The organism is Campylobacter concisus, assembly GCF_002912425.1.
Taxonomy (GTDB): Bacteria; Campylobacterota; Campylobacteria; order Campylobacterales; family Campylobacteraceae; genus Campylobacter_A; species Campylobacter_A concisus_AH.
Genome location: NZ_POYR01000041.1, coordinates 1 through 13,098, shown reverse-complemented (window position 1 = coordinate 13,098; position 13,098 = coordinate 1). Strand labels below are relative to the sequence as shown.

Genomic DNA, 13,098 nt, shown 5'->3' with positions numbered 1-13,098 from the left:
GCATTAGTGTAGAAGAAGGATACTTTGACTTAGAAGGCGCTTATGGCTATGGTGGTTTTTATACTACTAGCTATGAGCCAGACTTTATATCAAAGGCACTAGATAAGTATAAGCAAAAATGCTTGGATGAAAAGATTATAGCCGAATTTATGAGATTCAATCCTTTTAATGACTTTGCTAAAAACAGTCCAAATATTTTTGATATGTGTGCTATAGATAGGCAAACCGTATTTATTTATTTAGATAGAAACTATGATGAAATTTATAAGGATTTTAGTCAAAATTTACGCCGTAATCTTAAAAAAAATAGTGGTTTAATCTTCAAGAAGTTAAATAAGACTTTATCTAATGCTCAGATGTTTTTCGAACTATACACTAAAACAATGATAAAAAATAATGCAAGCGAGTTCTATTTTTTTGATTTAGAGTATTTTTTAAAGATTTTTAAACTAGATGCATGCGAAGTATATGGTGTAGAGTATGAAAATCAGCTTATAAATATGGTGATTATGCTAAATCAACGCCACATAATTTACTACCATTTGGGAGCTACTGATACAAATTTCTATCATTTAAATTCTAATGCTTTTATGTTTGATTGTATAATTAAGCTATTTTCAAATCAAGATAAAGTTTTATATTTGGGCGGTGGAACAAATGGAGAAAGCGATAATTCACTTTTTATGTTTAAACATAAATTTTCAAAGTCAACTCTTCCTTTTTATATAGCTGGTAAAATTTATGATGAGAAAATTTATAAAAGATATTGCAAAATTTGGCAAGAACAGTCGCAAAAAGATGTAAAAATATTTTTAAAATATAGAGCGTAGGAGGGCTAAATAATGAATAAAGTTTTTATAATAGCAGAAGCCGGAGTTAATCATAATGGCGATATCAATTTGGCTAAAAAGTTAATAGATGTGGCAGTGGAAGCAAAGGTAGATGCGGTAAAATTTCAGACATTTAAAACAGAGCTATGCGTATCTAAAAACGCGCAAAAGGCTAGCTATCAAAAAGAAACTACCGATAAAAATGAAAGCCAGTTTGAGATGATAAAAAAGCTTGAACTAGACGAGAATACGCATAAAGAGCTTATAGCCTACTGCAAGCAAAAAGATATCACTTTTCTCTCAACTCCTTTTGATAGCGACAGCATAAAGCTTCTTGATGAGCTAGGACTTAGCACGTTTAAGATCCCAAGTGGTGAGATAACAAATTTACCTTATCTTAGGCAAATAGGTGGGCTTAATAAAAAGATCATTCTCTCGACTGGCATGGCAAATTTAGGCGAGGTGGAAGCTGCGGTAGAAGTACTTGTAAAAAGTGGCACGAAACGTGAAAACATAAGTCTTCTTCATGCAAATACGCAGTATCCAACGCCAATGGAAGATGTAAATTTAAAGGCGATGATAACTCTTAAAAATGCCTTTGGGCTTGAGGTCGGATATAGTGATCATACTCTTGGCATCGAGGTTGATATCGCAGCGGTTGCCATGGGCGCAAAGATCATAGAAAAGCACTTTACACTTGATAAGAGCCTGCCTGGACCTGATCATAAGGCTAGCCTTGAGCCAGATGAGCTAGCATCTATGGTTAGGGCTATTAGAAATATCGAGCTAGCACTTGGAGACGGACTAAAGCACTTTAGCAAAAGCGAAAGTGAAAATATCAAAATAGCTAGAAAGTCGATCGTGGCAAAATGCGATATAAAAAAGGGTGAAATTTTTAGCGAGCAAAATATCTGCGTAAAACGCCCAGGAGATGGCATAAATCCTATGAGATGGGACGAAGTGATCGGGCAAATTTCACAAAAAGACTATAAACAAGATGAGTTGATATGAGAAAAATTTGTGTAGTGACAAGCACCAGAGCCGAATATGGCCTGCTTTACTGGCTCTTAAAAGAGATCGAGGCAGATAGCGAGCTTAAGCTTCAGCTTATTGTTACTGGCATGCACCTAAGTCCTGAATTTGGGCTCACATATAAAGAGATAGAAAAAGAATTTAAGATAGATAAAAAGATAGAAATTTTAAGTAGTTCTCATACAAGTCTTGATATTTGCGCTGAGATGGCAAGAGTTTATGAGAAATTTGCTCTGGCATTGGCTGAGCTTAAACCTGACATATTGGTGCTTCTTGGCGATAGATATGAGATATTTGGTGTAGCAGGTGTCGCTAGTATCATGCAGATACCAATAGCGCATATTCACGGTGGCGAGGCCACACAAGGAGCATTTGACGAGGCTTTTAGGCACAGTATAACAAAGATGAGCCATATACATTTTGCAGCTACAAATGAGTACGCAAACCGCATAATCCAGCTTGGAGAAGATCCTAATAGAGTTTTTAATGTTGGCGGAACAAGCATTGAAAATATAAAAAAGTTAAATTTACTAAACAAAGATGAGTTTGAAAAGTCTATAAAATTTAAGCTTGCTAAAAAGAATATCCTCATCACTTTTCATCCGGTGACACTTGAAAATAGGAGTGCAAGAGAGCAGTTTGGTGAGATCTTAAAAGCACTTGATGAACTAGAGGAAACAAATTTTATCTTCACAAAAGCAAATAGCGATACAGATGGCGATGTGATAAATAAGATGATAGATGAGTATGTGAGCGAAAACTCACAAAAAGCCGTGGCCTTTGTATCACTTGGACAGCTAAGATATCTAAGTGCTATTAAATTTGTCGATATAGTTTTAGGAAACAGTTCAAGTGGACTAACGGAAGTTCCAAGCTTTAAAAAGACCACCATAAATATAGGTGATCGCCAAAAAGGACGTATTAAAGCAACAAGTATAATAGATGTTTCACCGGTAAAGGAAGAAATTTTATCTGCTATCAAAAGAGCGTACTCGAAAGAATTTGAGTATATTTTAAAAGATACTATCAACCCTTATGATGGTGGATATCCAAGTAAAAAAATGGTTAAAGTTTTAAAAGAGACCAAGCTTGATGGCATTTTAAAAAAGAAATTTTATGATATAGGTTTTAAATGCGAATAGTAAACGATATAAAACTAAGCGTAAATTCAACTATAAAAGATGCCTTGCAAACGATAAACAACGGCGGACTTCAAGTTGCCATAGTTGTTGATGAAAACGACGCTCTAGTGGGTACAGTAACAGACGGTGACATAAGACGTGGTTTGCTAAACGGCCTAGACCTAAACAGTAGCGTCAGCCTCGTAGTACATAAGAGTCCAAGTGTAGCAAGTGTTGGTGACACAAAAGAGTCTATCTTAAAGATAGCACTTGCTAAAAAACTTCATAAGATTCCATTAGTTGACGAGCTTGGCAAGCTTGTGGGTATAGAAGACATCGAAGATATTATTAGGCCAGTTAGCAAGACAAATAGGGTTGTTTTGATGGTAGGAGGTCTTGGCACTAGACTTAGACCACTCACGCAAGATACGCCAAAGCCGATGCTAAAGGTTGGAAACAAGCCGATCCTTCAAACGATAGTCGAGAAATTTGCAGAGTATGGCTTTGTAAATATCACGATGTGCGTAAATTTTAACGCAAGCATTATTAGAGACTATTTTGGCGACGGAAAAGAATTCGGTGTAAATATAGACTATGTTTTAGAGCAAAAAAGGATGGGTACAGCAGGGGCGTTAAGCTTGCTAAAAGAGCGTCCAAGTGAGCCATTTTTTGTTATGAACGGCGATCTTCTTACAAATGTAAATTTCGAGCATATACTTAACTACCATACGCTAAATAAAGCCACGGCTACAATGTGCGTCAGAGAGTACGACTATGAGGTACCTTACGGCGTAGTAAAGATGAATGATAATAAAATAATAGAGATCGCAGAGAAACCAGTGCAGAAATTTTTCGTAAGTGCTGGGATATATATGCTTTCACCCGAAATTTTAGATATTATCCCACAAGATGAGTTTTATGATATGCCTACGCTCTTTGAAAAGGCGATAGCTCAAGATAAAAATGTAATCTCCTTTCCGATACATGAGTACTGGATAGACATAGGACGCCTTGAAGAGTATCAAAAGGCAAATGAAGAATATGCAAAGGTGTTTTAGATGAAAGCTCTTGTTATAGGCTACGGTTCAATCGGCAAAAGACACTGCGAGGTCTTAGAGACTTTAGCACAGATAGATGAAATTTGCCTAGTTACTAGCCAGGATGTGGTTGGTAAAGTGTGCTATAAAAGCTTAGAGGAGATCTTAAATTTAGATAAGTTTGACTACTTCGTTATAGCAACTCCCACATTTTTACATCTAGAAAATTTGAAATTTATAGATGAAAGAGTGAGTGGCAAGATCATACTTTGTGAAAAGCCATTATTTGAAAAAAAATATAAATTCACGCCCAAAAATAATAAAATTTTTGTAGGTTATGTGCTGAGGTTTCATCCGCTCTTACAAAAGCTAAAAGAGTTCTTAAAAAATGAGAAAATTTTATATCTAAATGCTAATTGCGGTCAGTATCTACCAAGCTGGCGAAGTGGCGACTATAGAAAGTGCTATAGTGCTAGTAAAGAAAAAGGTGGCGGCGTCTTGTTAGATCTTAGTCATGAGCTAGACTATGCTATGTGGTTATGTGGCAAATTTGAAAGCCTAACGAGCTTTCAAGGTAAAATTTCAAATTTAGAGATAACAAGCGATGATCTATGCATGGTTTTTGGTAGGACTAAAATGGATACCATAGCAAATGTAAGTATCGACTATCTAAGCCATATCACACATAGAAGCTTGCGTGTGGAGTGCGAAGGCTCTACATATGAGCTTGACTTTATGGCAGGCACACTTACTAAGCAAGATAGTAGTAAGCAAATTTTAAATATGCCAAATTTGGCAAGAAATGAGATGTTTTTAGCTATGCATAAAGATGTTTTGGGTGAACAAAGATATATTTGTAGCTTTGATGAGGGGTTAGATGTGATGGATGCGATAGATCAAATTCAAAGGCAAAATAATGAGTAATGTTTTATGTACGATATGCGCAAGAGGTGGTAGTAAGGGAGTTAAAGGCAAAAATGTTCGAGAGCTTTGTGGTAAGCCACTTATAGCTCACACTATAGAGCAGGCAATAGCATCAAATTTGTTTGAGCATATTGTTATTAGCACAGATAGCGACCTGATAGCAGAAGCAGCTGTAAAGTACGGCGCAGAGGTCTTTTTTAAAAGAGATGCTGCTATGGCTAGCGATACGGCAGGAAAACTTGATGTTATAAAAGATGCCTTTTTAAAAAGTGAGGAACATTATGGACGTAAATTTGACTATGAAATCGATCTTGACGCTACATCTCCACTTCGTGATGTAAGCGACATAATAAATTCTTTTGAGCAGTTTTTGCGTGATGATAATGACAACCTAATAACCGCTATGCCAAGCAGAAGAAGTCCATATTTTAACCTAGTTGAAATTTATCCAGATGGACACGTAGCACTTGCAAAAACTTTACCAAATGCTATTTTGCGCCGTCAAGATGCTCCAAAGACTTATGACATGAATGCTTCTATTTACATCTGGAAGCGTGAAGTTTTGCTAAATAATGACACTTTATTTTTACCAAAAACTGGACTTTATGTGATGGATGAAGATAGATCGGTCGATATAGATTGTGAGCTTGATTTTAAATTTGTAGAGTTTTTAATGAAGGAAAAAAATGCTAACAGATAAGGTCATAGTAGTTACAGGGGGAGCTGGTAGGATAGGAAGTGCTTTCATAAGAGCGATTACTAGCCAAAATGGAGTTGGTGTGATAGCAGAGGTTGATACAAAAAGAGCAAATTTACTAAAAGATGAGATTACAAGCTCGCAAAAAGGTGCGAGGATTGAGGTGTTAAAAACTGATATTAGTGATGTAAATTCTATCAATGAAGCTATAAATTTCTTGCATTCAAAATATGGTCACATAGATGCACTAGTGAATAATGCCTATCCAAAAAGTAAAAATTACGGTAAGAAATTTTTTGAGATCGACATGGATGATTTTAATGCTTTTTTAAATTTACATCTTGGTGGATACTTTAATATCTCACAAAATTTCATCAAGTATTTTTTAAAGCAAGGTCATGGCAATATCGTGAATATGTCATCTATCCAAGGTATTGGAGCACCTGCATTTGAGACCTATGAAGGAACTAATATGTATTCAGAAATTGAATACACAGTCGTAAAACACGGCCTTATTGGTATGACTAAATATATGGCAAAGATGTTTAAAAAAGATAATATCCGCGTGAATGCCATAAGTCCTGGAGGTATTTTAGATGGACAGCCTGAGCTATTTTTAAGTCAATATAAAAAGAGATGTGGCACAAAAGGCATGCTTGATGCAAATGATATATGTGGGGCTTTAGTGTATCTGCTAAGTGATACTTCAAAATATGTAAATGGACAAAATATCGTTGTTGATGATGGCTTTAGTCTATAAGAAATTTAAATAAAATAGTATAAATTTATCTAGTCTAAGCTAGATAAATTTATATATCGCTTTTAATACGCACTTTTTCTCATACTAATTTTTTACCAAGCAAGAGCTTGTTATCTATAATTTTTCTATTTTTATAATTTAACTTAATATGGAAAAATATCTAAAACCCCAAAGACTAGCTTTGGGGCCGGGGGTTTGCGTATTGTAAAAGCATTAACACATTAAGGCTTTGCTACTGCAACAAAGCCTTATTTAAAACTTCACTCAGCTTCTACTATTGTAGTAGCTTCATTACGTTTTGTTGAACGCTGTTTGCTTGACTCATAGCATAAGCACCTGATTGAGCTAGGATGTTATGTTTTGAGAAGTTAGCAGACTCGCTAGCAAAATCTACGTCCCTGATTTGTGATTCTGCTGATTTTACGTTAACTTGAGTTACAGTGATGTTATTAACTGTAGCTTGAAGTTGGTTTTGAACTGAACCAAGGTCTGAACGAACTTGATCAAGTGTTTTTTGAGCTGACTCAGCGATACTCATAACAGCCATCGCACCGCGAAGTGTCATAACACCTGCAGACTGAGCTACTGTTAAAGCTCCTTCCATTCTGCTAAAGCCCATAGCTGTAGCGAGCTCACCTTCTATTTGTCCTCTAATGTCTCTTAAAGATACAGAAGCTTGAGCACCACCTTGGGTTATAAATGCTTTTGATTCTAGCTCTGCAAAGTCGCCAGTGCCAGCTGAGTTTGTAGCTGAAAGCTTAATGTCTCTACCGTCAAGACGAACTAGGTTTAATCTTCCTACGAAACCAGTGGTTAAAGTACCTGTTCCACCAAGTCCATTTGATATAGTATCACCTTCTACTAAGATGGCACGACCATCGCGGCTTGTAAGAACCATTTTGCCACTTTCAGCATCAACTGAAGCTTCAACACCAGTTTGATCTTTTACAGAGTTGATAGCATTTACTAGTGCACCGTTTGAGTCATTTTTTAGAACATTTAGGTCACCTATTTTAACGCCATTGATTGTAAGTGATTTTACTTCACCGCCAGCGATAGCAGCACTTGCCTTCCAAGTAACATCAGCTGTAGCTCTAACACCGGTTCTATCGGCAACTTTGTTGATATTTTCTGCTAGTGCACCAAGACCTTTACCAATGCCTGTTGAGATAACAGCAGATGTAACGCCAACATCATTTACGCCATCAACGTTTAAGAATTTAAGATTTACTTCACCCATTACTGTAAGAAGTTTTGAACTCTCAAAACGTGTAAGACCGATCTTGTCAGATGTAGTCGCACCAATACTTGCTTTAACAGTTTGGTTTGAATAAGCACCTATTTGGAACTCTTTGTTTGTAAATGTTCCATTTAATAGTTGCTGACCGTTAAATGAAGTAGTGTTGCCGATATTGTCAAGCTCCTCCATTAGACGAACGACATCGGCTTGCAATGCTTGGCGTGATTGAGTTGTTTGGCCGTCTTGAGCTGATTGAGTAGCTTTTGTCTTGATAGTATCAAGAATTTTTAGCTGCTCGTCCATAGCTTTGTCGGCAACTTGAATGATACCAATAGCATCATTACCATTTGCAATAGCTTGACCTAGAGCTGAAGCTTGGCTTCTTAAGCTATCTGCGATAGATAGACCTGAAGCGTCATCTGCAGCTGTTTGAATTCTAAGACCAGAACTAAGTTTGTTAAGTGACTTAGATAGGTCAACGTTGTTGCTAACTGCGTTAGCGTGTGTGTTAAGTGCGTTTACGTTTGTGTTAATACGAAAACTCATTGTAAATCCTTTTATGTTTTAAGTTACGACTTCATGTCGCACGAAAACTATATCGATCGGTTTTTAAAAAAGTTTAGAGCTATGCATAAAAATTTTTATAAAAAACAAAAATCGCGCTCCATCTAAAAATTTTTCACACATTGCACTCCAAAAAATTATTTCTGCTACAATTACGCCAAAAAAATTAAAGGCTATATATAAATGAAAAGCTTAATCATCGTGGAATCTCCCGCAAAAGCAAAGACTATCAAAAATTTCCTAGACAAAAGCTACAACGTCATCGCATCAAAAGGCCACATCAGAGACCTGCCAAAAACGAGCTTTGGCATCAAGATAGAGGACGATAAATTTACCCCAGAGTATCGCATCAGTAGCGATCACTCCGCCATCGTAAAAGAGATAAAAGAGCTTGCAAAGGGTGCAGATGAAATTTACCTCGCGACCGATGAGGATAGAGAGGGCGAGGCGATCGCGTTTCACATCGCAAACGCCATCGGTAAAGAGCCAACCAGCCTGCCTCGTATCGTCTTTCACGAGATCACCAAAAGCGCCATACAAAACGCTCTAAAAAGCCCAAGACATGTCGATATGAACAGCGTTAATGCCCAGCAAACAAGGCGCTTGCTTGACCGCATCGTTGGCTACAAGCTAAGCCCGCTTTTAAATTTAAAGATACAAAAAGGCTTAAGCGCTGGCAGGGTGCAAAGTGCAGCGCTAAAGATAATAGTCGACCGCGAGCGTGAAATTCAGGCATTTAAACCGGTTGAATACTACACTATCGACACCGTTTTTAAAAAAGACCTAGATGCCGAGCTAGTTAAATTTGAAAACCAAAAGATCGAAAAGCTAACCATCCAAAACCCAGACCGCGCAAAATACATCATTGAAAATTTACAAAATGAGAAATTTAGCGTCCGTGAGATCGAGAGCAAAGATAGAAAGATCCAGCCAAGCCCGCCATTTATGACCTCGACACTTCAGCAAAGTGCGAGCAACCGCCTTGGCTTTAGCCCTAAAAAGACGATGATGATCGCGCAAAGCCTCTATGAGGGCGTGCAAACAAACGATGGCTTCATGGGTGCAATCACTTATATGAGAACAGATAGCTTAAATTTAGCCAAAGAGGCCGTCGCAGCCGCTAGAGAGCATATCCTGCAAAACTATGGCAAAGAGTATCTGCCAACTAAAGCGATCAGCTACACGACAAGCTCAAAAGGCGCGCAAGAAGCCCACGAAGCGATCCGCCCTACAAATTTAAACTTCACACCGCAAATCGCGGCTAAATTTTTAGAAAAAGACGCGCTCAAACTCTATACGCTCATCTACAATAGATTTTTAGCCTGCCAAATGAGCGCATGTGTGAGCCAAACGCAAAACGTCTATGTCGCAAGCGAAAAAGGCGAGTTTAAGATAAGTGGCAGAAAGGTGCTATTTGACGGCTTTTACAAGGTTTATGGCGAGCTTGATAAGGATAAAATTTTACCAAATTTAAAAAAGGGCGACGAGATGAGTTTGCAAAGCATAAAAAGCACGCAAAACTTCACCGAGCCACCAGCCAGGTACTCTGAGGCTGGCCTTGTTAAAAAGCTAGAAAGCCTAGGAATTGGCCGCCCAAGCACCTACGCACCGACCATCTCGCTGCTAACATCAAGAGATTACGTGAGGATCGAGAAAAAGCAGCTCATACCAAACGAGATCGCATTTAGCATGATAGGCGTTTTGGAGGAGCACTTTAGCAACATCGTCGATAGCGAATTTACATCACATCTTGAAGAAAAGCTCGATGAGATCGCGCTTGACAAGGCTGACTGGCAAAAGGTGCTAAGCGACTTTTACTATCCATTTATGGAAAAAATAAGCGCTGGCAAAACTGGCATAAAAAGCCTAAAAACAGCCACTCCGATCGGCGAGAAGTGCCCAGAGTGCGGAAGCGAGCTAGTGCTTAGAAAGGGCAGATACGGCGAATTTATCGCTTGTTCAAATTTCCCAAAATGCAAATACTCAAGAAACATCGCAAAAGATAATGAAAAGAGCGCAGATGCAGGCACTACTGCGGCTGCTAAGCCAAAACGCGAGCTTAAAAAACTTGACGTGCCATGTCCAAAATGTGGCGGTGAGATCGTCGAGAGATTTAGCAGACGCGGTAAATTTTATGGATGTGCTAACTATCCAAAATGCGACTTCATCTCAAACTACGAGCCAGTCGCGCAAAAATGCGACGAGTGCGGCGGCGATATGATCAAAAAAGAGCTTAAAAAAGGCACATTTATAGAGTGCACAAAGTGCAAGAAAAAGACGTTAGTTTCTGAAAACTAAAAACTTCTAGCCAAATTTGAGCTTTTGAGCCTAAATTTGGCTTTTATAAATTTGGACTTTAAATGCCTGAAACTATCACACAAGTTAGCCAGTATAAAGGGCAAAAAAGCCTTGTGATAAACTGCACGCAGCTAGGCGACAGCTTCACGCCGCAATATAAAACCGCCAAGCAAAAAAGAGCGGTGCTTGATGAGTGGTGTGACTTTTTAAGAAGCGAGCAAGAGGCATTTGATGAGCTTAACTTTTGCACCAAAATGCCTCAGGAGCTCTTTGACGCAGTGTGCTGCCAAAGAAATTTAAAGAGCCTTCACATCAAATGGGGTTCGTATGATAGCCTTGGCGCGCTGGTAAATCTTTCTAGCCTAAAGAGCCTTTTTGTAGGCTCTGGTGCTAGCGTAAAAAGCATAGCTCCGATCGCGACACTTACTGGGCTTGAAAGCCTTGCGGTGGAGAATTTTCAAAAGATAAGCGACTACTCTGAGTTTTCAAATTTACAAAATTTAAAGAGCCTAGAGATCAGTGGCGACGGACTTTCGCCTAAATTTATCCACATAGATAGCCTAGAGTTCTTACGCCAGATGCCAGGACTTACGAGCCTTGTGATCTTGGTGGCTAGGATAAAGAGCAAGGACTACTCGCCCATCTTATCTCTAAAATCCCTAACTCACCTCAGCCTGCCACCACAACATGCACTTTTTGGACTTTTTGATGGGCTTAGCGCTTTGCCAAATTTAAAAACAGGGCTTTTAAAAGAGAGGGCGGAAATTTATCATAGAAAGTAAAAGTTCTCTGTAAATTTTAAAATCTACCCTAATTTTAGACCGCATGCAGTGCGTTAGCACTATTGCATGCACCTTGAACGTGCGAGGGGATTGTGGGATCTAAAGGGAGATAAGGGGACGGCTTCGTAATTCAAGTCCCCTTGTCTCCCTTTTGATAAATTTATATCGCAGAGTAAATTTTTAAATTCCACTCACTCGCAAGAATTGGCTACTAAAATTTGGCTTCGCTTGCAGCTTAGCTCAAATTTTAGAGCCGAAATTACTCGCTAATGAAATTTTAAAATTTGTCTGACATTTATATGTGCTAAGAAGCAAATTTGCAAATTTTAAAATCTTACTCACTCGCCTTAGCAGACTACTAAATTTAGGCTGCACTTCGTTTAGCACTAAATTTAGAACTGTGATATGCCAGCTCTAGTTTTAAAATTTATCCGTTTTTCTCGTAAATTCAAGACGACCATACTTAAATTTTAAACCTACCAAAGCTATAATGCTCCCCAAAAAAGGATAAAAAATGAAAACAATTATGCTTTGTGCGATATGCTCTGTCACTCAGGGAAACTGCGCTGAGGACTGCGCTTATTGCACGCAAAGTGCCAAAGCTGGTGCTGATATCACTAAATTTAAAGAAAAAAGCGTGCAGCAGGTGGTGGATGAGGCCAAAATGGCTTATAAAAATCACGCTCTTGGCTTTTGCCTAGTCACAAGTGGCGCTAGGCTAAATGACAAAAAGACCGACTACATCGCTTCTTTGGCAAGAGCCGTGAGCAAAGAAGTGCCAAATTTGATGCTCATTGCATGTAACGGCATGGCTACTTACGAGCAGCTTTGTGAGCTCAAAAATGCTGGCATTTTTAGCTACAACCACAACCTAGAAACTAGCCGCGAATATTTCCCCAAAATCTGCACGACACACTCTTGGGACGAGAGATATCAGACAAATTTAGACGCAAAAAGGGCTGGGCTCATGCTTTGCACTGGCGGCATTTACGGCGTTGGCGAGAGCGAGGCTGACAGGGTGAGCTTTAGAGCTAGCCTAAAAGAGCTTGAGCCGTTTTCATCGCCTATAAATTTTTTCATAAAAAGTGACGCACTAAGGCTTGATCAGCCACCTCTTAGCGTAGATGAAGCCCTAAAAATCGTGCGTGAGACCAAAAGCGCGCTACCAGAAACTAGGGTCATGATAGCTGGCGGCAGGGAGAAGATATTGGGCGAGAGGCAGTACGAGATCTTCGAAAATGGCGCAGACGCGATCGTGATAGGCGACTACCTCACCGCAAAGGGCGAGAAGGCGAGCAAGGACATCGAGGAGCTTACAAAGCGCGGTTTTAGCTTTGCAAGTATCTGCCACTAATGCTTGTAAATTTACTTTTTGCGGGGCTTGGAGGCTTTATCGGAGCTGGATGTAGGTTTTTAGCTGGGGAGCTGCTAAAATTTAGCCACTTTCCCCTAGCCACGCTTGGCGTAAATGTGCTTGGCAGCTTCATTATCGGCGTTTTATTTTGTCTAAATTTAAGCCAAAGCGCGAGGGTTTTCTTGGTCGTTGGCATACTTGGCGGATTTACCACATTTTCAAGTTTTAGCCTTGATAGCGTTAAATTTTTACTAGAAGGCGAACTCGTAAAAGGCTTTTTAAATATATTTTTAAGCCTTAGCCTTTGCCTACTCGCAAGCTATCTTGGCATTTTGCTTGGCAAAAATTTGTGAGAGCTTGCAAATTTAACAGAGCTGTTTATAAATTTAAATTTTGCTAGATTTTTTAACCGCATGCAGTGCGCCAGCACTGAAGCATGCACTTTGAACGTGCGAGGGG

12 protein-coding genes are annotated in these 13,098 nt (G+C 38.9%); 11 read left to right on the top strand and 1 reads right to left on the bottom strand.

The genetic code is table 11. The features are described from left to right. The 7 genes from CYP84_RS10685 to CYP84_RS02405 all read left to right on the top strand — a co-directional run. Positions 1 to 830: hypothetical protein (locus CYP84_RS10685; protein WP_180996364.1), on the top strand; the 830-nt coding region annotated here is incomplete at its 5' end. 12 nt (positions 831 to 842) lie between these two features. Further along, positions 843 to 1,841, top strand: a complete 999-nt coding sequence (neuB, locus tag CYP84_RS02430; protein WP_103574952.1) for an N-acetylneuraminate synthase — start codon at positions 843 to 845, stop codon at positions 1,839 to 1,841. Beyond that, the gene (gene neuC / locus CYP84_RS02425; protein WP_103636557.1) at positions 1,838 to 3,004 is read left to right on the top strand and encodes a UDP-N-acetylglucosamine 2-epimerase; all 1,167 of its coding nucleotides are present in this window, start codon (positions 1,838 to 1,840) and stop codon (positions 3,002 to 3,004) included. Before neuB ends, neuC begins: the two co-directional genes overlap by 4 nt. Next, the gene (locus tag CYP84_RS02420) at positions 2,995 to 4,041 is read left to right on the top strand and encodes a nucleotidyltransferase family protein (protein WP_103574954.1); all 1,047 of its coding nucleotides are present in this window, start codon (positions 2,995 to 2,997) and stop codon (positions 4,039 to 4,041) included. Before neuC ends, CYP84_RS02420 begins: the two co-directional genes overlap by 10 nt. Next, positions 4,042 to 4,944: a Gfo/Idh/MocA family protein gene (locus tag CYP84_RS02415; RefSeq protein ID WP_103636556.1), complete on the top strand. Its 903-nt coding sequence runs from the start codon at positions 4,042 to 4,044 to the stop codon at positions 4,942 to 4,944. Next, positions 4,937 to 5,644, top strand: coding sequence for a cytidylyltransferase domain-containing protein (locus CYP84_RS02410; RefSeq protein WP_103636555.1), 708 nt, complete (start codon positions 4,937 to 4,939; stop codon positions 5,642 to 5,644). The genes CYP84_RS02415 and CYP84_RS02410 overlap by 8 nt, the downstream gene beginning before the upstream one ends. Continuing rightward, positions 5,631 to 6,401: an oxidoreductase gene (locus tag CYP84_RS02405; RefSeq protein ID WP_103574957.1), complete on the top strand. Its 771-nt coding sequence runs from the start codon at positions 5,631 to 5,633 to the stop codon at positions 6,399 to 6,401. The genes CYP84_RS02410 and CYP84_RS02405 overlap by 14 nt, the downstream gene beginning before the upstream one ends. A 274-nt stretch (positions 6,402 to 6,675) precedes the next feature. On the opposite strand, the gene CYP84_RS02400 is transcribed toward CYP84_RS02405, so the two are convergent. After that, positions 6,676 to 8,187 (bottom strand): flagellin B, encoded by a 1,512-nt coding sequence (locus CYP84_RS02400; protein ID WP_103574958.1) that lies wholly within the window; start codon positions 8,185 to 8,187, stop codon positions 6,676 to 6,678. A gap of 201 nt (positions 8,188 to 8,388) precedes the next feature. On the opposite strand from CYP84_RS02400, the gene topA reads away from it, so the two are divergent. From topA to crcB, 4 genes are all read left to right on the top strand, one after another. Further along, entirely contained in the window at positions 8,389 to 10,503 is a 2,115-nt protein-coding gene (topA, locus tag CYP84_RS02395; protein ID WP_103636554.1) for a type I DNA topoisomerase, read from the top strand. Between the two features lie 62 nt (positions 10,504 to 10,565). Next, positions 10,566 to 11,285: a hypothetical protein gene (locus tag CYP84_RS02390; protein WP_103636553.1), complete on the top strand. Its 720-nt coding sequence runs from the start codon at positions 10,566 to 10,568 to the stop codon at positions 11,283 to 11,285. 514 nt (positions 11,286 to 11,799) lie between these two features. Further along, positions 11,800 to 12,639, top strand: coding sequence for a biotin synthase (locus CYP84_RS02385; RefSeq protein ID WP_103636552.1), 840 nt, complete (start codon positions 11,800 to 11,802; stop codon positions 12,637 to 12,639). Beyond that, positions 12,639 to 12,992 carry a fluoride efflux transporter CrcB gene (gene crcB, locus CYP84_RS02380; protein ID WP_103636551.1) on the top strand — a complete coding sequence of 118 codons (354 nt, stop codon included), beginning with the start codon at positions 12,639 to 12,641 and terminating at the stop codon, positions 12,990 to 12,992. The genes CYP84_RS02385 and crcB overlap by 1 nt, the downstream gene beginning before the upstream one ends. The last annotated feature ends 106 nt before the right edge of the window (positions 12,993 to 13,098 follow it).